The 24155-nt window shown below is 54.4% G+C and carries 20 protein-coding genes; 7 read left to right on the forward strand and 13 right to left on the reverse strand.

The features are described 5' to 3' along the window. Positions 1-246 precede the first annotated feature (246 nt). The 3 genes from AA098_RS14730 to AA098_RS14740 form a co-directional block, all read right to left on the reverse strand. Positions 247-1662: a UvrD-helicase domain-containing protein gene (locus AA098_RS14730; protein WP_064614555.1), complete on the reverse strand. Its 1416-nt coding sequence runs from the start codon at positions 1660-1662 to the stop codon at positions 247-249. Beyond that, positions 1652-3382, reverse strand: coding sequence for an ATP-dependent endonuclease (locus AA098_RS14735; protein ID WP_064614557.1), 1731 nt, complete (start codon positions 3380-3382; stop codon positions 1652-1654). The genes AA098_RS14730 and AA098_RS14735 overlap by 11 nt, the downstream gene beginning before the upstream one ends. A gap of 315 nt (positions 3383-3697) precedes the next feature. After that, positions 3698-4147 carry a helix-turn-helix domain-containing protein gene (locus tag AA098_RS14740; protein ID WP_371914691.1) on the reverse strand — a complete coding sequence of 150 codons (450 nt, stop codon included), beginning with the start codon at positions 4145-4147 and terminating at the stop codon, positions 3698-3700. Positions 4148-4389: 242 nt separating this feature from the next. Between AA098_RS14740 and AA098_RS14745 the strand changes: the two genes are divergently transcribed. Further along, entirely contained in the window at positions 4390-6357 is a 1968-nt protein-coding gene (locus AA098_RS14745; protein ID WP_064614559.1) for a hypothetical protein, read from the forward strand. Here AA098_RS14745 and AA098_RS14750 read toward each other — a convergent pair. Next, positions 6329-7309 (reverse strand): IS5-like element ISPa41 family transposase, encoded by a 981-nt coding sequence (locus tag AA098_RS14750; protein ID WP_003117291.1) that lies wholly within the window; start codon positions 7307-7309, stop codon positions 6329-6331. The genes AA098_RS14745 and AA098_RS14750 overlap by 29 nt on opposite strands. 136 nt (positions 7310-7445) lie before the next feature. Here AA098_RS14750 and AA098_RS29245 point away from each other — a divergent pair, with 136 nt between their 5' ends. Continuing rightward, complete coding sequence (locus AA098_RS29245) at positions 7446-9563, forward strand: HEAT repeat domain-containing protein (protein ID WP_156747525.1); 2118 nt, start codon at positions 7446-7448, stop codon at positions 9561-9563. A gap of 134 nt (positions 9564-9697) precedes the next feature. On the opposite strand, the gene AA098_RS14760 is transcribed toward AA098_RS29245, so the two are convergent. Further along, positions 9698-10009, reverse strand: coding sequence for a hypothetical protein (locus tag AA098_RS14760; protein WP_064614564.1), 312 nt, complete (start codon positions 10007-10009; stop codon positions 9698-9700). Positions 10010-10032: 23 nt separating this feature from the next. After that, positions 10033-10968 (reverse strand): PspA/IM30 family protein, encoded by a 936-nt coding sequence (locus AA098_RS14765; RefSeq protein WP_064614566.1) that lies wholly within the window; start codon positions 10966-10968, stop codon positions 10033-10035. 727 nt (positions 10969-11695) lie between these two features. On the opposite strand from AA098_RS14765, the gene AA098_RS14770 reads away from it, so the two are divergent. Both AA098_RS14770 and AA098_RS28515 read left to right on the forward strand, forming a co-directional pair. Then, positions 11696-12025, forward strand: coding sequence for a hypothetical protein (locus AA098_RS14770; RefSeq protein ID WP_064614568.1), 330 nt, complete (start codon positions 11696-11698; stop codon positions 12023-12025). Between the two features lie 1426 nt (positions 12026-13451). Continuing rightward, positions 13452-13640 (forward strand): hypothetical protein, encoded by a 189-nt coding sequence (locus AA098_RS28515; RefSeq protein WP_256545455.1) that lies wholly within the window; start codon positions 13452-13454, stop codon positions 13638-13640. A 363-nt stretch (positions 13641-14003) separates the two neighbouring features. On the opposite strand, the gene AA098_RS14785 is transcribed toward AA098_RS28515, so the two are convergent. Both AA098_RS14785 and AA098_RS28520 read right to left on the reverse strand, forming a co-directional pair. Next, positions 14004-14333 carry a winged helix-turn-helix domain-containing protein gene (locus AA098_RS14785; RefSeq protein ID WP_064614574.1) on the reverse strand — a complete coding sequence of 110 codons (330 nt, stop codon included), beginning with the start codon at positions 14331-14333 and terminating at the stop codon, positions 14004-14006. Between the two features lie 199 nt (positions 14334-14532). After that, a complete protein-coding gene (locus AA098_RS28520) occupies positions 14533-14832 on the reverse strand; it encodes a LysR family transcriptional regulator (RefSeq protein WP_080756684.1) in 300 nt (99 codons plus the stop codon). A 224-nt stretch (positions 14833-15056) separates the two neighbouring features. Between AA098_RS28520 and AA098_RS14795 the strand changes: the two genes are divergently transcribed. Next, positions 15057-16157 carry an alkene reductase gene (locus tag AA098_RS14795; RefSeq protein ID WP_064614578.1) on the forward strand — a complete coding sequence of 367 codons (1101 nt, stop codon included), beginning with the start codon at positions 15057-15059 and terminating at the stop codon, positions 16155-16157. Between the two features lie 130 nt (positions 16158-16287). On the opposite strand, the gene AA098_RS14800 is transcribed toward AA098_RS14795, so the two are convergent. Together AA098_RS14800 and AA098_RS14805 are read right to left on the reverse strand one after the other, a co-directional pair. Further along, on the reverse strand, positions 16288-17211 hold the full coding sequence (locus AA098_RS14800; protein WP_064614580.1) for a LysR family transcriptional regulator: 924 nt from the start codon (positions 17209-17211) through the stop codon (positions 16288-16290). A gap of 161 nt (positions 17212-17372) precedes the next feature. After that, positions 17373-18587, reverse strand: coding sequence for an MFS transporter (locus AA098_RS14805; protein ID WP_082916903.1), 1215 nt, complete (start codon positions 18585-18587; stop codon positions 17373-17375). Positions 18588-18709: 122 nt separating this feature from the next. Between AA098_RS14805 and AA098_RS14810 the strand changes: the two genes are divergently transcribed. After that, a complete protein-coding gene (locus AA098_RS14810) occupies positions 18710-19231 on the forward strand; it encodes a carboxyl transferase domain-containing protein (protein WP_256544644.1) in 522 nt (173 codons plus the stop codon). A 131-nt stretch (positions 19232-19362) separates the two neighbouring features. On the opposite strand, the gene istB is transcribed toward AA098_RS14810, so the two are convergent. Together istB and istA are read right to left on the reverse strand one after the other, a co-directional pair. Continuing rightward, on the reverse strand, positions 19363-20163 hold the full coding sequence (gene istB / locus AA098_RS14815) for an IS21-like element helper ATPase IstB (protein WP_013970780.1): 801 nt from the start codon (positions 20161-20163) through the stop codon (positions 19363-19365). Next, positions 20156-21655: an IS21 family transposase gene (istA, locus tag AA098_RS14820; protein WP_169725187.1), complete on the reverse strand. Its 1500-nt coding sequence runs from the start codon at positions 21653-21655 to the stop codon at positions 20156-20158. Before istA ends, istB begins: the two co-directional genes overlap by 8 nt. 39 nt (positions 21656-21694) lie before the next feature. Between istA and AA098_RS14825 the strand changes: the two genes are divergently transcribed. After that, positions 21695-22228 carry an OprD family outer membrane porin gene (locus AA098_RS14825; protein WP_177342679.1) on the forward strand — a complete coding sequence of 178 codons (534 nt, stop codon included), beginning with the start codon at positions 21695-21697 and terminating at the stop codon, positions 22226-22228. A 528-nt stretch (positions 22229-22756) separates the two neighbouring features. Here AA098_RS14825 and AA098_RS14830 read toward each other — a convergent pair. Then, positions 22757-24127 carry an MFS family transporter gene (locus AA098_RS14830; RefSeq protein ID WP_064614584.1) on the reverse strand — a complete coding sequence of 457 codons (1371 nt, stop codon included), beginning with the start codon at positions 24125-24127 and terminating at the stop codon, positions 22757-22759. Positions 24128-24155: the final 28 nt, after the last annotated feature.

Genomic DNA, 24155 nt, shown 5'->3' on the forward strand with positions numbered 1-24155 from the left:
AGCGTTTTTGGCGAGAAGTGTGCGAATCCCATAGTCACTTCGCGCTTCTGATACCGGAGCTTCAAGAGCGACTGATCAACATACGCGAATGGTAATGCGCGTCACCACCAAGGTGCTGGCGCCAGTGAAGCAGGGAGTCTTCGCATGGAAGCAGAGCAGTCCCTCCAGTTCTTCACCGACTTCCAGATGTAGGCCTATCAGCTGCCGTCGCCAACGCCACTAGCGACGAATCAGATTTCTCAGATCTTAGGCTGGCTGCAAGATCGGAGTTTGTGAACATACAAGAATTTTTCTCGCGCCACGCGTTAACGCGACATATAGGTGGCGAGCATCCATGCCCTGGGGCTCCAAGATGACGGCAACGTCCGCTTCGAGGCCTTTCAATAAAAGAGTGCTACCGACAGCCCGGCGGTTTAAGGGCCTACCGGAGAATCGCGCCTTGTCGCGGATGTGTACGACTGCCTGATGGAATGAGTGTGCTCCTGACATAGCCAATCTGAGGGCAGTGGTACAACACCTGAGCATCTCTGGGCGATACAGCTGTGTTCCCTGCAGCCCAGCATAATTATCGAGAAGCTCAGCGGCTTTCGCGAGGCTTGGTGCTTGGCTGTAAGCGACGGTTGCCTGCTCGAGTGGGGAGGGTGCAGTTCGATTTCTTCCATTGAGAATGGTTTGAACCCGTGGCAGCAAGGCAGCAGGGCCGATTCCAGTCATCAAGCTTCCAGCAAAGCGCACCAAAAGCTCCAAAGCTCCTGCCGCTTCTGGATCAAATCCCCTAGAGAAGGTCACGAGGTCAGTGAGCTCTACATTCTCCACTACGGTCGCGCCAGGTACCTGGCTTGACAACCGTTGGCGACTATTGGCGTTGATAGGGTCGCCAATGATCAAGACATTTTCGCCATCCTGAATTCGTACCATTGCCGCATTACGTCGCTGCTGTTCTGCAGTAGCCGGGGCGGTTTGAATCCACTGAACTCCAGCAGGCGCACCTCTCAAGTCGACTGGCCGGCCAGCCTCGAGCAATCCACGTGCCTGTAATAACCAGATGCCAATATCCTCTCGTCCGACACGACGCCATCGCCACGGCGTGCTTAACACTCCAATGGCAGGAAAATGAGGTTGAACATCAGCATGCCAGTCGACCAAGAGGTTTCCGCCGAAATCGAAAATCGCTTGCATAGGGTCACCGAGAACGTAGGTCTGCAGCGCTTGGCCAAGCCAAGCAACGATCACGTGCTGTGCCTGATTGCAGTCCTGGTATTCATCGACGATCAACCTTGAATAGGTGGCCCTGAGGACTCCAGTGATGTGGCCGGCGCTAAGCAGATTGGATGCAGCTATTCGAATTGCAGGGTAGTCATTTCGACGATCTAGAAACTGCAAAATTGCGGGATCATGCCCGCTTCGCATAGGAAACTTGCTTATGATCCGAATGCAAAACCCATCCAGGGTAGCAACGTCATAGGATCCGGAAGGAATACCTGCTCGTTTTAGGCGATTCCGCAATGCTGCGACGCCGGCATTTGTGTGCGTCAGCACAAGCACCGGCTTCGCATGGCGATGCAGGGAAAGAGTATCAGCGATCAGTTGAGTCTTCCCGCAACCGGCTGGGGCAGTAACGGAACCACGCTCGAAGTCGAAAAGGTTGATTTCAGGAGGCATGAATCCAGTCCTTGATGCCATTGATCACTTGCTGAAATCCAGCATCCGAGTCGGCCAAGTGAGGCCCGATGATGTTTTTACCTACGTGTTGATACGTAGTGACCGATTTGAACCAGCCTTTCTTCCTGATCCGGGAGGCGATCCCAAGTATTCTGCGGTACTCAGCGGGATATGGAGTGAATTGCCTGCGTGCCTCCAGCACCTGATCCAAGGACAAAGTGCCTTCTGACTTCGAGCGTATGTGCTCCGCCATCAGTTCACGGCCGGGGTCTTCGATCGCTTTGGCCATCAGCGCATCAAGAGCAGTGTCGGGCAGGCTTGCAAAAAGTTCGTCTTCCAGTGCGCGACCGACACCCCAAGTGATCGACATTCCCCCTGCCTGGAGGAAACTCTGTAAAACCTCAGGTGTGGCAGGTTTGTCAGCATCCACAATGGCGAGAACACGGTATCCAAGCCTGAGAAGCGCGAGCCCGCGGTTGTAACAGTTATCCGTGCTACCTCCAGTGACGTCCACATAGGCTCCTCCCAGAGCCATGAATGACGGCAATCTCTGTGTCCCCCAGTATTGATCCAGGCCTCGAACAAGACCTACCTCGCTCGCTCCTTCGCAAACGATAACGTGCTTAGCCAGGAACGCCTCTGGATCAGAGCGGAGAGTGCTCTGCACATCGTTCGAAGTACCGGCAAGCCTCACATCGTGCTGATCGCCTTGCTTGCGCACAACGTAGAGTTGATCACCCGACAGCTCGCGCAAAGCCACTGGTGAGTGAGTGGTCAGAAATACCTGCAGAGGCGGTACACTTTCCTTTGCACCCAGCGAGTCCAAAAAGCGGATCAGGCGATGCGGTTCAAGGCCGAACTCAACTTCATCAACCAGCGCTATTGAGGCAGCTTGGGCAGCGCGGCGTTGAAGACCGGCCACCAGAAGCCGAGACGAGCCCGTACCAAGCGATCTCAATGGAATCCCCTGGGCATCGTGTAGAGCAATAGCCCCGTCACCGATCGAAACCGAATGGGCATCCAACAGGGCTTGCGCTGCACCACCGACAGGAACGCCTAGATTATTGGCGGTGTCTGTAACGATCTGCAGCGGCTGCTCAAGCTGAACTCTCGCTTGATCGCCGAAGCTAGCACGAGCTTCCCGTGCGGCAGCCGCTAACGCGCCACCTAGCTCAGCCCGCTCCTCTGTCAGTTTGTTAAGAATGGAGTTGCGACTCCATGACAGGTTCATGCTCGCGAAGCTACCAATGCGGGCAGGTGCGATCCGAGACCTATCCTTCCAGGCTAGGCCACGCTCCAGCCCATGCTCGGCAGCTCGGTCAGAGTGCAGCGTCCAAACTGGCTCCAGACCACCATCCACCGTCAAACGGAGCGTTAAAACCGTCTCCAGACCAACCCTAGGTTCGTCCTCGATATCTCCAGTCGCAGAATCAAACCCGCGCAAGAAGTCACCGTATGCGTCGAGGTTGATCAGGTCATCAGGCAGGGCACCAATGGTTGCACTGATCACGATAGGCGCGGTGACGTCCAGACCATAAAAGTCTGTGTCCCCAATTGAGACGCTACGACGCGCCCCCAAGCACCAATCAATAGCATCGAGGATGCTAGATTTCCCACTGTCTCCTGGGCCGATCAGACAGTTAATCCCAGGTGAGGGCGTCCATGTGAAGAGCCTTATCGACCTGAAATTCTGGATCTCAAGCTTGCGAATCCTTGCCATTGCTTTGTCCCTCTCCACCCAAAGTAGGCCGACATGAGTTACTGATCATAGCGTCAGCGAAGACACAACAACCATTGGGCAACAGCAGAATTTTTCACTGCATGTAACATGTGCTGGCTTGGATTGTTGAGCTGCTTCGTACACTTAAGCCGACAAGCCACATGATGAGCAACAGGAGAACGCACAAGCTGGAAGCCTCGCTTTGAGCGATCGGACGATTGAGCAAGCAGCACGTCAGTCTGTAAAGGCCATTTCAGTCTGCATTGAGTTTGCTACTTGAGCGTTACTAGCTGGTGAAATCCGAACTAGAGAAGGTTATGAGGGAGTAGGGGGATCAGTCAGGTCAAAAATTTTCGCTGCTAGGCCCTGCAACCCTCCGCCTTCCTGAAGCTCGACCATCTCTCTGCGCATCTGGGTGATCAGTTCAGCTACTGAGGAATGTGTTTCCTCACTTAAGGTCAGGGTAAGGAGCGTGAGAGGGCTTAGATCCAGGCGCCGACTAATTTGATCCAGCTTGTCAAGAGTGATGCTGGACTTAGCGAGCTCAAGCTTCGAGAGGTAGGTACGGCTGGTAGTGTCGGCGAAGTCTCGCTGGCTGATATGTCGCTTGCTCCGAAGGGCACGGAGTACATTCGCGAATGAAGTCTTAAGCGACATGAAGTTGCCCTGACTGCTGAATAGCCAAAGACCACATCTTCCCGTTTCTCCAATCTGGATAGACTTGAGCTGCGATAGTAGTGGGGTTTTCGATAGGACGCTATGCATTTATTGTGACTCCCCAGTTAGGGAGATCGCTAGTAGTCAACGGTACAACTGCGAGACCCTATCTGGCTTCACGTACTCGCGAAATGCCCTGAGACCTATTGCGCCCGTCGGCACTTTCGGGATCGTAGAGGCCGGCTACCTTCGTAGGCATTGCTAGGAAGCATGCACGACCTCGTCAAAATTCGGTCTCTTTCGGGTAGTATCTGCATCCACATCTGAGCCAGGACGGAAGAAAATTCAGTATGACAAAGTCGGACGACACCCAGGCCTCTTTACCATCAGAAGAGGATGAGCAAAGTAAAGCTGGCTCTGGTGCTCATTCTCTAGCTGGATACGACTACCAAGCTGACGTCTCTATCTGGCTGGCGCTGGACGTAATGTTGAGTTCTGGTCTAACTCAGACTATCGAACTGGAGCCGGCTAGTGAAGAGGATATTGAAGCGCAGCTACTCGACGATGAGCCTGGCCGAGTGTCAACCCTGGCTGGCATGGATGATTACACACTGGTAGTCCAGGCAAAACTTCGTTCCGGAGATGCCTGGACGATGAAAGGAGTCAGCCGTCTCCTCAATCACGGCAGCCCTACTCGACCTTCAGCTGCGGCAAGGCTGAGCAATCCCAAAATTCGATACCTTTTGATTACAAGCGCAGCGTTGAATAGCTCAGCCAAAGTGCTAGCCGTCAAGCACGCAGGCAGTTGGCCCAGGAAAAGCGCGATGCCAGCTAAATTGGTGGATGAGCTGCCGAAGGACGCAGCGGGCCGAGTTGCTATCATCGGGGGCATGGACGAAGAGCGCTTAGTATTGGAGCTCAAGCGGCTTTTGATCGAACGGTTTGGAGTTCCCTACTCACGTTGGACAAGTTGCTTAGAAACTCTCAGGGAGGAGGCTCGGCTGCGTATTCGCCGAGCGGGGGAAGGGCGCTGGCACCGCGAAGAGCTTGCTCAGATCATCAGGAGGTATGATGGTTTTCTCGCGAGCTCCCCAGAGCTCGAGAATTATGTCCTACCTAAAAACTGGCAGGATCTGCGCGAGGCAATGTTAGGGCCTAAGCATGCCGCTATCATCGTGGGTCAGTCAGGAACTGGTAAGACATTCGCTACAGCTAAACTCTATGACGATCTACGGCGCGAAATACCTGGGCTAACCCGAGTCTCGATACGTAAGGGCCCGCAGCAGGTACGAGATGATCAGACTGCTCCTCCAGTTATTTATGATATCGAGGATCCGTGGGGTCGCTACGATTTGAACTCATCTAGCCGCCAATGGAATGACGAGTTTTCAATACTCCTCAGTTCCGCAAGAGCAGACCGTCTCTTCATTGCAACAAGTCGCCGGGACATCGCTTCAGCCTCTGGCGGGCTGAAATCCGTCGAAGGTTGGGTCATCCCACTCGAGGCTGAGCACTACGGCAAAGCCGAGCGACGAAAGCTTTATCGGACGAGAATTAAGACTCTTCCTCGCTCTACACAGATGCACGCAGCTGCTGCGGAAGACCAAGTACTCAAGCAACTGGGGGCGCCACTCGAGATCGAAAAATTTTTCGATGCGCTTCGAGCTTCAGACTGCACAAAATCTTCCAGAGGTCACAGCTTTATCCATGATGCGATCGAAAAAGCAATAGAAAACTCCATCGAATCGACTGTCGTTCAGCAGATCGAGGCAAGGGATGAGTTCTGCGCTGCCGCCATCATATGGGGCATTTTGAAGGTTAATTATCAGCTCTCTGTACAGGTACTGCGCGATCTAGATCTCGATCTCGCAGAGAGAGTCAGCGCACTTAGAAATGGAACCTCACCTTTAGTGGATTTCTTCGTTGCCGCGCGCAACCTTCGTAACAACGACGGCTATGTGACGTTTTATCACCCACGGGTTGAAGCGGGGATCGAAACTGCTTTGAAGCGAGGAAACGTTCCAGCCCGAAGAGCGCTACGTGCATTCATTGAGATATTAATCGAGCAAGACGGGCAGCACAACAATCTCGGTGTAGAGTTCGCTACACGCCTCATCTCCGCATGCAGCGAAATCCCCGAAATTTCTCTTAAAACCATACCTAAGGATGCTCCGATCAACTTGTCGTGCAGCCGCGGCAAGTTGCAATTTTCCAGGCACCTACAGCGTCATTGGACGAAAAGTGACCGAAAAATCATGTACGGAGAGCTTTTTCGACCGGTTCTCCGTGTTAAACGCGAACCTCACCCATACCCATGAGCTGTTTTCGAACCCTCCACAGGTTTGCCAGGGCGAACAGCGTGGTCAACTGAGCCGTGTTTTTCATCAGCCCACGAAAACGTATTTTCACGTAACCAAACTGCCGCTTGATCACGCGAAACGGATGCTCGACCTTGGCCCGTGTCTGAGCCTTGCAGAACTCGATCTTGCGCTTGGCTTTGTACAGTACGCTGCGCTGGTTCAGCTTGGAATAGGTGCTGCGACGCGCTGCAATCTGCCAGATCACCCCCCGATTTTCATGCTCTTCGCGCCTTTCGACACCGGTGTAACCGGCATCTGCATACACGGCGTTTTCTTCGCCATGCAGCAGTTCAGCCACCTGCGTGACATCGGCCACATTGGCAGCGGTGCCATGGACGTGATGCACCAGGCCGGACTCGACATCGGCACCGATGTGCGCCTTCATCCCGAAGAAATACTGACCGCCTTTCTTGGTCTGGTGCATCTCGGGATCACGCTTGCCTTCTTTATTTTTGGTCGAGCTGGGGGCATGAATAATGGTGGCATCGACGATGGTGCCTTGGCGCAGCGACAGGCCTTTTTCCTGCAGATAACCATTGATGACCGCAAGGATTGCCGGTGCGAGCTGATGCTTCTCCAGCAAGTGCCGGAAGTTCATGATCGTGGTGTCTTCGGGGATTGGCGCGCTCAGCGTCAGGCGTGCGAACTGGCGCATGGGCGTGATTTCGTAGAGCGCTTCTTCCATGGCCGGGTCGCTCAGGGAGAACCAGTTCTGCAACAGATGGATGCGCAGCATGGTTTCCAGAGGATAGGGTTTTCTACCGCCGCCGGCCTTGGGGTAGAACGGTTCGATCAGCTCCAGCAGGCCTGCCCAGGGCACCACCTGATCCATTTCGGCGAGGAAGCGCTCTCGGCGGGTTTGCTTGCGCTTGCCGGCGTACTCAAAGTCGGAAAAGCTCATCTGGCTCATGGGCGGCTCGGATCAGGTGTTGCGGGGATTCTCGCATAACTGAAGGCTTGTTCGGAGATTCCCTAAAGCTGCACCCAGAATTGATGCATGGTTGGCAGCGCGTCTCAATGATGACGGCTGTCTACTAAAGGAGTATATGAGGCTTGCAGCCGCAGCTGGATCACCTGATTCCAACGTTGCTGAACTGAGTCGCTACCTACTCAATCGACCAGATTCATCGTTCATAGGCTTTGATGTTTGGGAGCGCCCTGACCATGACGAGCAATGGTACGCTCGCCTAGGAAAAGATCCTGCAGTAGCTGCCCTTGCAAGACGTTTTATTGCGGATGCTCTTCCTCACGATAGTATTTATTACCACGTATCCCTTTTAGATGACCTTGATCGAATCGCCACAAACCTCACCAGCGCTTACCTAGACACGGCTGCGACCATGGTCAGATATGGGGTGGCCTCTTCGAGCGACGTGGTTCTAGCTGGCGCTCTACGCGATCTTGAGGGCTTTGAGCCTATCGTTGATGCCGCAGTTGAGGCGTGTACACTAACGGATGCGCAGCAAAAGGAAGCGGATGAGAACCGTATCACTCTTATCAACGAGGTCTATAACTCAGACTATGCTGAACACTTAGCGCAAAATGATGATGGTTACACAGCTTGGGAGTTCCTAGAAGGCTATGTAGATGCTGCCCGAAAGAAACATGGGTGGCGTTTCTTGGTAAACCATCGACATGAAAACTTTCTCCGCCCGCACTGGTTGCGGTCTTTGAGCATTGAAACTGATGCAGTGACACCGTCTAGCGATGAACTGCTGGGTGCGTTCGCGTGCGTCTCAGGGAGTGAGCACGAAGAAACTTTTTGGGGCGTGATTCAATCCCATTGGCGCAATGATTTTGAACAAAAACTTTTATGCAGAATACGAGAGGGTTCATGTTTTTCATCGGTTCGGCACTCAGCATCAGCCTGCTTACTCAAGCACACACCTGACTCATTAGTTCAAGCTGTAAATAGCTTGAAAAATGATGGGAATCATGAGCGGATCATTGAGCTTATGATTGACCTTGCCGATACACAGAAGTTTGACAATGACGATCGCAATATTGATGCTTCAGCAGCCATTGAAAATCTTGATCCTCTTTACAAAGAATTATATTACGCAGCGTCTTCCTTCCGGAAGGATACCCCACCATCATTATCGAAAGCATCAAGTAATCTGCTGAGAAATGTTAGCGCATCAAGCGTGAGTATTCGCATGCTACGTATCCGAATGCATAAAGTTTTTTCTGACATTGTCGGCGAGGATATCGAATGGATCTTATCTCATTCCGACGACAAAGCACTTTGCATTGAAGCTATTAGCGCTGCTGTATGCCTGGGGATGAGTGGCATTATCCAGGCAGCTCTAAGTCATAAATTTGCTCATGTAGTTGCAAAAGCCTTGACTGCCAGGGCAGAGGAAATATCCGCACCACTACCGGACGAGTTGCTATCATTGATGAGCAAGACTGGTAGCCCGGTGCGAAGAGCGCTGGCAACTGCACTGCTTTCTAAACCTCATCAAGAACATTTGCCAGCCTTGTTGCATCTTGTGAAGGATCAGTGGTCAACGTTCTCCCGACATTATGGAGAGGACGACTATTTTCCGATTGCTCGTTTGGCCGCTGAGGCTATCGCAAACATGGACTCAATTGGGCATGATGTTTTGCAGGAGCTACAGGCAATCGCGCTTGAGAGCAGCGACAGGGCGGTCAGACTAGAATTGCTCTGCACCATCGCAGCTTTTGGAGGCACGCCCCTTCAGAGGTGGCTGGCCGAACTTGCCATTAAGCCAGGTCGCATTCAACTGAGACGTGCGGCAGCCCGGGCACTGGTCGCGAAGTGCCTGCAACTAGATATAGCTATAATCCGGAGCCTCAGCACCGACGTGCTTTTGACAGTGCCTTATACCGTTGCTCCATTGCTGACCATAGCCGCAGCGGTGCGATTGACGCCTGATGAACGCATCCAACTCGCTCGAGGCCTGGCTACCAACCCGCAACGTCGAGCACTAGTATTGCTACTGCTTTGGCGTGAGCTAGAGAGCACCGACGAGGCTATCCATGCTATTGAAAGCCTGCTGCCGAGGGGACATTCTTCAATTTCTTGGATTAGCAAAGGCCTGAAAGAAGTAGCGCAAGACGACTTGATTGCTGATTTAGGGGAACCAGAGCTATGCCACGCGGTTCTCGAACTGCTCAATCCGAAACCAGTTAAGACTTGAGAAATAAACCGTGACCCTAATTCGAACGGCAGCATGTCCCGGCCGATCTGCACAGCCCCCGCAAGAGCTTCGTTTGATACACAGGACAGGGTTAGCGGGTAATCTACGCCGGCGACATGACGTGCTCCGTAGGACTATCGATCGTAGGTGTTCCCACCAGTACTGATCTTGTAGATGGTTTCGGAGTAGGGCAGACGCGCAATGATGGTGGTAGCGTTCACTACAGCTCCCATCGTCATGCCACGGCAAAGCAGGTTGACGTAGCCCTGGATACGAACGCACATCGCATCAGCGCTATCGATGAAATTCGTCTTGTTGAGGCGAAGCATGATGACTGTCCGCCCTTCGGGTACCGCTCCAATAGGCGGTACTGCGAAGATAGCGATCTGGGTGTAAACGACCAAACAGAGCAGGGCGATGCCCGCTGCGATTAAAGCCTTTTTCATGGAATGAGAGTCCTACCTCAGAATCAATCGATGCGCTTAACGATGCCGAACCGGCCTTCTTTGAAATCACTTGCCCGGAGCACAGCGGGAGCAGCTTGGTCACAGCTGTAGGTCAAGTAGCTTACCGGTGGGTTACCGAATCGATCCGAGCTACGATCAGCGCAACCTGAGGAGGAAGCTACGATGTACAGCGGCTTAGTGATTGCCTCGTTCGGGACTTGGAGCCCCATAGAGAAACGGATGCTTGCTCTGTGAGCAAAGTCGTTAGCGTCGTCGTGGTAGTTACCCAGGAAGGTCGCATAGCTGCTCCAGCTAACGAACTCAAAGCCCATGACACCAAGCCGCTTAAGCTCACCACCGTTTGATGCGTAAACGATCAGAGGGGCCAGGCGGGGATCTTTGCTCTTGGATGAGTAGGTCACCTTCGCAGTGATGTACCGAGAGCCGCGCTCAGCTGATCGGTACTCATACTCGTCACCGTGGTCGTTGAAGCTCCATTGGCCGGCCACTTGAGCAGACTGAAGCGAGACGGCGCTGTCGTCCGCGGTGAACGAGCCTTTGACCGGGATCGCTTTCATCCCAAGGGCCGCCAGTCGGCGCTCTTCTTGTTCCTTAGCTTCGCGATCCTTGACCATTTTTTGCAAAAGGCCATTTCCGATCGCGGCTTCAGCGGAGTCGGCGTAGCGGGATGTTAACGATGCCAAGGCTGCCTTCGCGGTTGTCTCGTCCCCGGCATCCACAGCTTTTCTTACCTGGGCTAAGAACACTGCCGGTGTCTCTTTGAGAGTCTTATTTTCCTGTTCGAGCTGGCTGATCCTGCTGTTTGCAGCTGCAATCTGTGTCTGAAGAGATTTGACGTCTCCGCGAAGACTCTCCGCCTGCTTTCTGTAGGATTCGCCTCCATCTCCACATCCGGTAAGAGATAGAGCCAAGCAGGCTACAACCAGATCATTCCTCACAAAGCGCTCCTTCGGCTACCAATCCTCACGTCGGTGGCAATTTACCATCATGTCGCTATCGTCGGAATGGGATTCTCCGTCGGGTCAGTAGAATCAGCCTGCAAGGAATGCCTACACGACGAAGCAGAGCAGGGCGAGGCACCGCATCTAAAAGCCTTTCGAATGGTCGGAGAATTTTACTTAGGGTCAATTTATGCTCTTAACGACGCCGATTCGGCCTTCTTCGAGGTCGCTCGATTGGGCGCGCCGGAGCTGATTGGTCTCACGTGTGTGGTGATTGTCTAATTCGAGCCGGGCCATCCTCCTTGGGAAAAGGGTAAGGATATATTGCCAGCGTCGTGGTAAGCCTGGCGAAGGCCAGTGCGGGTAGAGTGCATAAATCTATGGCGCCATGCTGCTATTGGCGATGGCTAGCCGTCAATAAATGCCAATCATCGTAGAGACGATTCTTCTCAATAAACAGCTGATAATGCCGGAAACTCGATTCTTATCGATCATATGCGGTTCATTAATAAGCCTAAAATATCAGCTATCTCGCCGAAACCGCGGGTCTATGCATATCAATAACGATTGTGCGCCGACTGTTACCGATTTTGAGATGATGACAGTCGATTCCAATCTAGGTGATTAATCTTACCTATCGTGACGGCATCAGATCAGACAGGCGGCAAAGGTTGACCGCTCCGTACGCTACAATTCGAGAATGAGACCGTGGAGCCGAGGCCTTATGAACGCCCCAAACCGCCATGAGGCCATACGCCTCGCTCAACAGCGCATAAGCGAGCTGGAGCAAGAGATTAGTGTCCTTCAGGAAAGGGAGAAGACGCCAGATTCCGATTTCTCATTGAAGCTAACCAAGCTGATGAGGAAATACCGGCTCAGTGCGGAGGAGGTCATAGCGCTCTTGCTTGCCAGAGGTGATGTGGATCAAAAATCCGTGAGCCTTGAGACTGTGTTGAAGCTTCGGTACATCTTGGGGCTCAAAGACGTGCAGGCATCACACAGCTCTGAAAAACCTTTCCGGGTGAGAGGCTGGGTCAATGTCGATGTCGAGTAAGCGCAACAGAGCACTGGAAGGGCTTGTCAAAGAGGGCTTCTTCGATGTCGAGAGCGTCGCGCGCCTCTTCGAAATTAACAGTGCCATCGGTCAGCAATACGCAGAGGCTTGCGCAGAGCTAGAGGAACCCAGGGTAGCAAGCATGGTGCGCTTCTTGGCTGAGTTAGATAGTTTAGCGAAGCAACATTCTGTCTCGCCCCGACAGGTCATAGTTTTGCTTGACCCTGATCACTTTGAGCGGAAGGGTAAACGGTCGAAGGGCGCCGACCATCAAGATAGTTGAAGTAACTCAACTAAATATTCATTTAGTTGAGTTGGAGTTAAGCAAGTAGAAAAAGAAGGGGAGTTTGGCGTTTATCGCGTATGGGTGCAACCAATCCAGGCATCACTCCAATGATTCAGTATCGTAAGCCTATATTCTCGCAGGCTCCCCGTTTGCGTTATCGAGAGCTCTTGGCGTTTGAAGTGTCTAAATCGCAATCAACGGACTGGCGTGGACGCCTCAGCGTCAGCTGGTCTCAATCAGCTGCACTTGCATGATGCAGTTATTGGGAATTGGATCCGCGCTGGCGGCTATTTTAGACCGGCGCCGTAGCGCCTTAATTTCTTCTTGAGGCACTGAGGTAAATGTTAATTCTTTTCTCTGATTTCGACCTTTGGTCAGAAAAACGGTGAGCCCGCCGACGCTGTGGTTTCATCGATAAATAATCGGAGCTTAACACCGCAAGTCCACTTGGACTGATGAGGCTCTGCCTAGCACCATTGAGGTCGTACATGCGCACTTGGAACGTAAAGAAATCTCCAAATGCGAGGAGAACCGCGCCGAGAAGCAAGATTGCACCCATGGCATCAATGGACAGAATTGAGAAAAAGGTCTAGCAGATGCGCAGTCAACCTGATCAGTAAATGGGATCAGAATATGGTTGAAAATGGGCTTAGGCCGATTTACTTCCGAAATTGGGGTCAGAAATGCTTCCGTGTACTCCGTGTACTGTCACAGCTGGAAAGGCGCCTGAGCTGTCATGTACCTGGCTTTAAATCTGCCCACCCAGCGGTACCGGTGACTAATACGCAGTTATGCATAATGCGTATTATGTTAAATCATGTGCTATGTAAGGGAGCCAGGGTCAGTGTCCAATCCCACATACCTCCGGTCAAATTCCCGCAAACCCCCGTTACGTTTACTGGAGGCCAAATCGGATAAGCATTTCTGGAGCGACAACGGTGTGCCCTACATTGAGAACATCTGCAGAGACCGCTTTGCCATGCTCATCAGCCGAGAGCTGGAGCAGTTCGGTATCTGGGAGCTTACAGAGGCCGACATGCCCAAGTCTAAACGAGTGGACCTCGCGTTCGCCTGCGCTGACCTTCAGCTTCCAATTGAGGTCAATTGCCAGTGGCATGACGAGTCTTCAAAGAAGCGGGCCTGCCGAAGGCCCTTTACACTAGCCACTCGATGCGCCGGGGTTTTGCGACCTGGGCATCGGCGAATGGCTGGGACATCAAGGCACTAATGGGTTATGTCGGGTGGAAGGATATGAAGTCTGCGCTGCGCCATGTGGACTCACGCGTCTCTTTTGGCCACCTAGCAATCAAAGCCCAGCATGGGTACTGACGCCGAATTGACCCCTCTGGCGCTTAGGTGGCTCAGGTAGTTAAACCAGGAGAGACCTAACCGTCAGTCTTCGGCAGATACGGTACAGAGCAAACGATCCGCCCTCGCAGGAGGGCCACGATCACTCTCAATCGCTAGGTTAGGGATAGAAATTCCACCCTGCCCCTTTCCAAGCCGTCATGACCTGCTTACGCCACGGATGCGGCGCTCAGCCCCCCATGGTGACAGGTGGGCTAGCACGGTCTTGCCGGCGGTACGCGATTGTCTGTTCCGCTTGCCTCACGAGAGAATCGACGATGGCCTTGAAGAGCTTCACTTCAGAGTTGGTTTGGGCCTCCCAAGTGACAACGGACGGGCCCACCTTTACTTTGCGACCTCGTACAGCCTAAGACCTTTACCACGGTGTGTCTCAATGACGGTCGTTGAGTCCAGTAAACGCAACACCTTACGCAGGTAATAAAGTTGCACCTCAATACGCTTGGTGCCCGGGTCAAAATGGAAGCCCCAGACGCCCTTGAATATACTTTCGCGGCTAACGATATGATCCCCATTGCTGACCAGAAGCGTGAGTAGCCTGAAAGAAGTGCTCTTCACCACTATCCGCTTGTTTTTGCAGATAGCCTCACGTTTCGGGAGATCAAGGCTCAGGTCGGCAAAGGCAAGATCATGTGGGGTTGTGAGTGTGACTCTCATGTAATCTCGTCATCGGCAAGGCGTCATTCGCCCAAAATACCGTGATCAGCCACGCGCAACCATTGCAAAAATCTAGCCTAGCGATTCACTTTCTGAATTGGTTTTTCTCCACATTCACAAAGTAAGCACCAACTCACACAGCGCATTATAGCGACTCGCTCATAATCGAAACCCACTATGGGAGCCTGCAACTAAAGAACTACAGCGCAAACCTGTTAAAGGTTTCCTCAAGCAAATGTAGCGAGCGCTCTAAAATTGCAGCGATGGCGTTTGCCTGTGTCGTAGCATGAAGTCTATTCCCCCGCCTGACAAAAAGTTCATCACCAAAAAACAATCTCAAGTCACTAAGCGTGTTACTGATGGCGGGCTGAGTGACACCAAGCATCCTTGCGGCAGCACTTGCACTCCTCGCCCGGTGAACGGCAACAAAGACGACTAACTTATTGAGATCAAGGCACCGCAGGCGCGCCGGGTCAAAATCATAATTCTCAGTAGACAATCAAATCTCCCTCATGCGGCGGCATGAAAGCTTTAAAATATCGGCACTACGCGATGGTGCGCTAGGAACATGTACCTGAGAGTACCGCTGACTAACGCTCGGCACAACGCATTATTATGGAACCGAGTTCCGCAATGCCTGGAATCAATCAACGGTTATCAGCAGAGGCAATACGCGTATATTTCCATGATCAGCCCATCACAGCGCGCCCTAGAGAGATCCTAATGAGCATACTTTTTACGCCCTACTTCTTGTCAGGCCTCACGTTGAAGAATCGCGTGGTCATGGCCCCCATGACGCGCGCACGCGCTGAAACGACAGTTCCCGATGACCTGACTGTGCTGTACTACCAGCAACGCGCTGGTGCCGGACTGATCATCACCGAAGGTGTACCCGTTTCGGTGCAAGGGCGGGGATACCTGTTCAACCCCGGGTTGTATACGCAAGAACAAGTCGAAGGATGGAAAAGGGTCAACGCAGCCGTTCACCAGAAGCAGGGCTGCATTTTCGCCCAGTTGTGGCATGTGGGCCGTGTATCACACACCAGCTTGCAACCCAACGGTGAAGCGCCTGTCTCTTCGAGCGCCAAGCTGGCAGCTAACTCCAACGCGTACGCCTACGATGAAAACCATCAGCCTGGCCCGATCCAGGCCAGTAAGCCGCGCGCCCTGACCGTCCCTGAAATTGCTGACATCAAAGGCGATTTCGTCCGTGCTGCATGCAGGGCGATGGAAGCAGGATTCGACGGTATTGAAATCCATGGCGCCAATGGATACTTATTCGAGCAGTTCATCAATCCAACTGTGAACGACCGTACTGATGAGTATGGAGGCTCGATCCAAAATCGAATCAGGCTTCTCCTCGAAACCATCGATGCAGTCGCGGCAGCAATTGGCCGAGAGAAAGTGGGCGTACGTATCTCCCCTTTCGGACGGCTTTTCGACATGGCGCCATTTGAAGATGAAGCCGAGACATGGGTAACGGTTGCGGCCGAACTGCAAAAGCGAAACATCGCGTATGTGCATTTGAGCGACCAACTGACCATCGGTGCGGAACGGATGCCTCAAGGATTCGCCAAGCAATTCAGAGCATCGTACCGAGGCACGCTCATTGCGGCGGGAGGGTTTGATCGCGAATCCGCTGAAGCCGCTCTGGAGGCGGGCGAGCTCGACTTAATCGCCTTTGGCCGCCCCTTCATCGCCAACCCTGATCTAGTTGAGCGCATGAAGAATGGCTGGCCCCTTGCCACCCCTGACCGTGAGACGTTCTACGGCAACAGTGGCGAAAAAGGATATGTCGATTATCCATTCTACAACCCAGCCTGAAGAGCATCTGCGCGCTGAACCTGCCTGAGCCCAGTCCCTGGCGGTGGTGGCATGCGTCGGCCAACAAGCACGCTGCGAACAAAAAGGCGACCTCAACGTGGGTCGCCTTTTTCATATAGAAAGTCACGCTTCATCTGTCAGGACGGAAAATTTTCGAGTCCCGTTGAGCGAGCTCGAGGAGCGCATCGACGATCATCCGTACCTTGGGCTGAATGTAGCGTGTACGCGGCCAGATGACATGGATTGGCATTTCAGCCCCCTCATACTGCTGAAGGACAGGAATCAAGAGGCCTTGCTCGATCTGATCGTGAACGAGCCAGGTTGGAAGTTGCGCCAGCCCTCCCCCCGCAAGTGTCATCTCCAACAACATCTCTCCATCACCCATCTCGTGCTTCACGCATACCTCTTGCTCGCTGACATGCCCTTTATCATCCAGCAGCATCCAGGTTTTTCGAGTGCCGTTTCGCCAACCGACTATACAATCGTGAGACAGTAAATCTTCTCGGGTCTGCGGGACACCGCGCCGCTCAAGGTAATTGGGTGTGGCGCAAATCAGCAAGCTCTGGCTACCGAGCTTTCGCGCGACAATCTCCCCGTCATCCTTGAGCGTTCCAATCCTTACCACCAGGTCGACCCCATCATTGATGATATCGACAAGCCGCTCACTAAAGCTCACTGACAGATCAAGCTTGTGATATCGAACCGAAAGATCAATCAGTGTCGGTAAAATGTGCCGCCGGCCAAACGCAGCCGGTAGGTCTACACGCAGCCGACCAACGGGCTCCTGCTGGCCGGTGGTAAGGAAACTTTCCGATTCTGCCAGCTCGTCAATGGCCCGAAGGCAACTGGCGAGAAATGCCTCTCCTTCACTCGTCAATATAAGACGCCGAGTCGTGCGATGCAGAAGCTTCACACCGAGTCGGGCCTCAAGGCGAGTAACACTTTTACCTACTGCAGAGCTGGTCACGCCAAGCTCCAGCGCTGCCGCAGTAAAACTGAGCGTTTGAGCTGAGGTGACAAACTCCCTGATTCCGTCAAACGTGTTAACCGCCATTATGGAGCCCTGAGCTGAAAGGGGTGGAATTTACGCACCCTAATGGTGAAATTGTACAGAAATACACAGCCCCTGCTGCTGCCTTGCAAGCGCCCGGACACCGAATTTTCGATGTGAGGTTTACCTGCCTCAGCGGCATTGCCTTGGCGGGCCGCAGCGCGCTACTCCTTAGGCACTACCACCCTGTCCTTGCCCAATAACAGATACCCCAGCGACATGGCGACTACCCCCAGCATTACCGCTGAGGCGTTCTCCATACCTAAGGCATCCACCAACGCGCCCATACCGATGATGCCGATCGCACTCCCCAAATATCCTGCGAGATAGAAAAGCGATCCCAAAGCAGCTCTGTGAGTACCAGGAGCAAGCGATGTGAAAACACCCATTGCGCCCACGAACGTCGCGCCATATCCCACCCCTGCGAGGACAGTAAAGAGTACGAAGATTGATGGCTGATGTACGTACAAGGCGACCAGGCACCCCACCCAGGCCGCGCATATCAACGCCCCACCACTGCCCATGGCGAGTTCAGGCCTGACGCGTCGGCAGAAGAATTGCGTTATCCCCGCTGTCGCCTGGAACGCGGTAACAAGTAAACCCGCCGAGGCATGACTGTGCGCTGAGACCTCCGTCAGCGTGCTGATGATCATCGAAGGCCCTAATGCGACGAAAACCGATCCAACTGACCAGGCGACCACCAGGATCAATGAGATCCGAGTGAACGCCCGCCAGCTACCTCGCATTTGTTCGTCAAGGGTCAAGCGCACTCTGCCGTCGCTTGCTTTGGGAATGTGATGCACAACCTCCCCGCTCCACTGCACGCGACATAAGCCAATTGCAGTCAATATGGCCAGGCAAGCGTTAAGTACAAAGGGACTGAGCGTAGGGTAAAAATCAACGGCGATGGCAGCTGAGCTCAGAACCGGCCCCAAGGCTGCGCCGGACGTGAAGGAAACGGTGGCCAATACCGCTGCATGCCGCTTGCGGTCTTGAGCATCAAAACCAACCAGCGCCGCATTGGCGCTGCCGGTAAGTGCACCCGTACCTACGCCGGCCAAAAAGCGTCCCAGGAAGAGCCCATCAAGCTCCGTCGAAAATGCGAATACCAATGACCCAGCCGCCACGGCAAACAGTGCCGGTACCAAGACACAGCGGCGATCCTCCAAGCGGTCGGAAAGCCTTCCCAGGACTGCCAATGCCAGCAAGACGCCGATGGCGTAAACGGCAAAAAGCGAGGTCAGGGTTGTCGACGAAAAATGCAGGTTCGCTTGATAAAGACCGTACAAGGGGGATGGGGCTGTACTGCCTACGAGCGCGCTCAAAATGGCCAGGGAAACAAGCAAGCGAGCTTTAGCCAAAGAGTGATGTGCAGACACGAGTTAACCACTTCGCTAATCGGGGATGCGCTGACTATACCGATGCTTAGCCTGCTAAGCATTAGCCTGAAGGTTAATTCTGCTCGCTCGAATCGCACTGAACCCTTCCTGTCGATGCCAAGATGCCAATCATCTACCTGGTGGACAGTGCTGGCGCTCGTATCGACAGCCAATTTGACTGCTACCTCGGGCGGATTGCATGGGGCAACATTTTCTACACGCAGGTGCAAATCTCGGGTGTAGTGCCCCAGCTCTGCGTCATGTTCGGCCCATCACCTGCCGGATCTGCCTATGTGCCAGCATTGTGCGACCTGGTCATCATGGTCGACAAACAGGCAACTGCTTACCTGGGCTCTCCGCGCCTGGCTGAAGCGGCAATCGGCGAAAAGGTAACCGAAGAGCAAATGGGCGGTGCTCGCATGCACTGCGCCATGAGCGGGCTCGGCGACTACCTGGCTCAAAATGAAGAAGAAGCACTCAAGGCAGCTGCTGACTACCTCCGCTTCTTCCCAAGCCACAACAGCCAGCTTCCTCCTCTGCGCGAACCAAAACAGCCGGCCTCCAAACGCTCGATTACCGAAATCGTTCCTGCAGACCAGAACCGTCCGTTTGAGGTGAGAGTGTCGGCGCTGATTGAAAACTGACCCACCCTGCCGATTGAAAAATGACCCAGGGCTGCTTGCCGATTTAGACCCCGGCAATTGTGGATAAGCCTAGCAGTCGACAGCGTCGTGAAAGTGCTGACCCTGCACTCAGCAAGGCCAGCCCAAAGAGGTCAAAACGGGTCGTCCTCCGATTCCTCGACATCCTGCCGTCTGCGCTCCCTCGCCTGGATCTTGGTCTTGGCCACCAAGGTGCTGTTTTGCAGGCGGTATGATTCATTCCCCGTCTCGACGATGTGGCAGTGGTGTGTCAATCGGTCGAGCAAGGCCGTGGTCATCTTGGCGTCGCCAAATACGCTCGACCACTCGGCGAAGCTGAGGTTGGTGGTGATGATCACGCTGGTGTGCTCGTAAAGCTTCGAAAGCAGGTGGAACAGCAGGGCTCCGCCGCTCTGACTGAAAGGTAGGTAGCCAAGCTCATCAAGGATTACCAGATCTGCACGCAGTAGTCCTCGGGCGATACGCCCTGTCTTGCCCTCATGTTTTTCACGCTCCAGCAGGTTGACCAGATCGACTGTGGAGTGAAAACGCACACGCTTGTTATGTTGGGTGATGCCGGCCACTGCCAAGGCAGTAGCGAGGTGCGTTTTACCGGTGCCAGGGCCACCGATGAACACCACATTTTGCGCTGTGTCGGTGAAGGCCAGAGTGGACAGTTCCCTGATCAATCGGACATCGGCGCTGGATACACCGAAGTCGAAGCCAGCCAGGTCACGGTGCATGGGCAGTTTCGCCATGCTCATCTGATGATGCACCGAGCGTACTGCTCGGTCGGCGTGCTCTTGATCAAGGAGATGCTCGATCAGCCATTTCGATGACGCAGTGGAAGATTCGCCTTGTGCGGCCAGCTCTGCCCAGGCATCGGCCATGCCGTGCAGGCGTAAGTCTTTGAGTTCCTCTGTGAGATCACGCATTGCGCACCTCCTCATCCGTGCTGCGCAACCGGTCATAGCGTGCGGTATTGGCAACAGGGGTAACGTTCAGTTGCAGGTTGGTTTCGACCGAGGGTGGTGCTTCACGAGCGGTCAGACGGGCCACGATGTTGAGGATGTGGTCAGCGCTCAGGCTGCCAGACTCCAAAACCAGCTCAACCGCTACGAGAACAGCATCCAGGCCAGCGATGGGCACGGCGGCCAAGACCTGGGTCATAACCCGGTCACCCTGTAGATTCCGCAGCAGCCCGCGCCTGAGCAGGCGTAGTGGCTTAGGCAGATCGGCAAACGGGGCACCATTGCGTAGGGCCCCCGGTTTGCGTTCAATGAGGGGGATGTAGTGTTGCCAGTCGTAGCTGACCTGATCGCGATCAAACAGGCGCTCATGGCTAGCAATCACACCCTCATCGGCAATCACGACGATTCGCGAGGGATAGAGCCGACTGCTGACCCACTGGCCAACACGCTCACAGGGTACTGAATAGCGGTTGCGAGCCACGTTGATCAGACAGGTGCTGGAAACGCGAACCGTGCGTTCTACATATCCGTCGAAAGGCGTCGGCATCGGCATCATTTCGACGCGCTCCAATTCCAAGACTTCTGCGACGGTAAGGCCGTTGTACTGCGGATGAATCAGCTCATGCCAGAGAGCCCGGCAGCGCTGGGCAAGCCAGGCATTCAACTCTTCGAAGCTATGGAAAGTATTGTCGCGGGCGGACAGCCAGATGCGGCGCCGACTGTCTTGGACATTCTTTTCGACGATACCTTTTTCCCAGCCGGACGCTACGTTGCAGAAGTCCGGGTCGAACAGGTAGTGCGAGCACATCACCATGAAGCGAGCATTGACCGTGCGGCCTTTACCCTTGGAGACCTTGTCGACCGCAGTTTTCATGTTGTCGTAGATGCCGCGACGCGGCACGCCACCTAAGGCGGCGAATGAGCGGGTATGGGCATCGAACAGCATTTCATGCCCTTGGCTGGGATAGGCCACTAGCCAGAAAGCTCGGCTGGCACATAGCTTCATGTGCGCGACCTGGACGCGCCTGAAAACACCGCCAACCAGCAGGCCTTCCTCGCTCCAATCGAACTGGAAGGCCTCGCCCAAGGCGAATGCCAACGGCACAAATGCCCGTACCGCCTTGCCTTGCTCTCCGCGCCAATGACGAACGAAGGCAGTGAGCTGGCTGTAGCCGCCGTCATAGCCTTCAGCGCGGATCATGGCCAGCAGCGCCTTGGCACTGCGACGATGTTGCTTGGCCCTTAAGGCATCAGCCCGCAGCGCTTGCTCCAACATCTCGTGAAAGGGACTGAGCTTGTTGAACACGGCTCGACGCTGATAAACCGGCTGTTTGGACTCCGGCGCTCTGACCCATTTTCGGATGGTGTTGCGCGACAGTCCGGTGCGCTTGGCTATCTCATGCAACGACAGCTTGTCGCGGAAATACATCCGCCGAATTTTGCCCATCATTTCCATGCTGATCACCCTGTGTTCTCCTGCTCAAAAATTGAGCAGGTGCAGTGGAACACCTGGGTCAGTTTTCAGTCAGCACAACGGGCGAAACTGGGTCAGTTTTCGGTCAGCGGCAACAACACGCTCTCAGTCATTCACCAGAGGATCAACGGTGACGAGCCCTTAGACTGGATCGGGTTTGGCACCATGGGCGGCACCATCACTATAGGCAACGCGGTTCAGTACGCAACGTTCACGGAAGCGAACGAGAGGTCGTGGCAACTGAGGTACGACTACGACTTCGCAGCTCTAGGCATACCAGGGCTTAGCTTTATGACCAGGTATATCAGGGGGGATGGAATGGATAACTCGCACAGTCATAACCCCTACTACACCGCTCGCTACGTGTATGACACCGACAAGGACAACAAGCACTGGGAGAGAAATTTCGACATCAAGTACGTGATCCAGTCTGGGCCGGCGCGCGATTTATCATTTCGTCTCAGGCAATCGACTCACCGCGCTACCAGCGGCTACAGGTACCTTGACATCGATGAGGTTAGGCTGATCACCGAGTTTCCAATCAACATTTTCTAAGCTCGGGCGCCATGAGCGCCCAAGCCATTCAGGGCCTCAGTCATCACAACGGGCGAAACTGGGTCAGTTTTCGGTCAGCGGAAACAGTTTGGCCTAAGGAATATGGGACTTTGGGGCGTTACCCATTTCGCGATTGGCGCAGTTCACTCTATCCAAGCGGAGGTACTGCGCTTACTTACGGCGGCTTCACATCTGCGCGCGATCCAGACTTTCTACGCCTATGCCGAAACTCGAGCTCTGGATGTAGACGAGACCATTGGCTTGCCAGCTTGAGTCGATTCTCTCGCCACTGGATGGTTACGCCCTCTGGCTGCAAGGCTGCCGCCGAGCGGACAATACAGTCGCCCGAAAGTGTGCTTCGCTCAGTTTTCATCTCCTTCCGCTCTAGCTCAAATGCGGCTCGTTCATGTGCCAAAGCTTCGTTCCCCTCCTCCAGCAATCGATCGAGCATTTTGAGGACGCTGCAGCACCGGGCAGTACGATCATGAAGATATCCGGGCAACCACCAGCGGCTGCCCAGGCCGGAGCTCAGCCCCGAGCGTTGGAGTACACAGGGCCACTGCGCAGGCCGGTGTGCTCCTCCACCGCACCGGTGCCATCCAGGTAACCATGCTTGCGCAAGTCAGGCATGAGCACGGCAGCCAGCAGGGTAATGGCACTCATGGCCGCCACGTAGTAGTAGAAATACGACTCTACCCCTGCGCCGCGCAACGACAGCGCCACGTACTCGGCCGTGCCGCCGCACAGCGCATTGCCCAGTGCATAAGGCAAACCTACCCCCAGTGCGCGCACGGTGGCGGGATACAGGTCAGCCTTGAGCACGCCGGTCACCGGCGTATAGAACGCTGCAATCAGCAGCCCGAGCATGACCAGCGCGAAAGCCTCGTACGGGTTGTTGACGCTCTTCAGGCCCGTGAGCAACGGCACGATCAACAGGCTCGACAGCAGGCCGAAGGCAATCATGCTGTTACGCGAGCCGATCCGGTCGGCCATCATCCCGAACACCGGCTGCAGGCACATGAACACCACCAGGGCGGCTGTCATGATGAAGCTGACCGTCGAGGGGTCGAAGCCGGCCGACACCACCAAGTACTTCTGCATGTAGGTGGAGAAGGTGTAGAAATGCAGCGAGCAACCGGCCGTGATGGCAATGGTCAGCAGCACGGCTTTCTTGTGTTTCATCAGTGCCTTGATCGAGCCGGCTTCCTTGTGTTTGGCGCCCTGGGCATGGGCGGTCTCAAGCATCGAGCGGCGCAGATACACCACTACCAGTGCGCTGACCGCACCGATGAAGAACGGAATCCGCCAGCCCCAGGCCTTGAGCTCCTCGATTGGCAGCACATTTTGCAGCACCACCACCGTCAGCAGCGCGAGCAACTGGCCGGCGATGATGGTGAAGTACTGGAACGAGCCAAAGAAGCAGCGCTTGCCCTTGCGGGAAATTTCGCTGATGTAGGTGGCCCCGGTGCCGTATTCAGCACCGACCGAGAGCCCCTGCATCAAGCGGGCTACCAGCAGCAGCACCGGAGCTGCCATGCCGATGGACTCATAAGTGGGCAGTACGGCGATCATCAGCGAGCCGCCACACATCAGGAACACAGAGATGATCATGGAGAACTTGCGACCACGGGTGTCGGCCAGGTAGCCGAAGATCCAACCGCCCAACGGGCGCATGAAGAAGCCCACGGCGAAGATTCCGGCGGTCGCCAGCAACTGCGTGGTCTGGTCGCCCTGGGGGAAGAACAGGGCTGCGAAATAAATCGAGGTGTACGCGTAGATGAAGAAGTCGTACCACTCCACCAGGTTGCCGGAGCAGGCACCGAGTATGGCGCGGATCCGTTGGCGGTTGGTCAGGTTGCGGATATCAGGCGCAGCGGGATTGTTATTGTTGGCGTGCATGGGGTAACTCCAGATCTAAGGCAAACGT

This window comes from Pseudomonas sp. JY-Q, from assembly GCF_001655295.1.
Classification (GTDB): domain Bacteria; phylum Pseudomonadota; class Gammaproteobacteria; order Pseudomonadales; family Pseudomonadaceae; genus Aquipseudomonas; species Aquipseudomonas alloputida.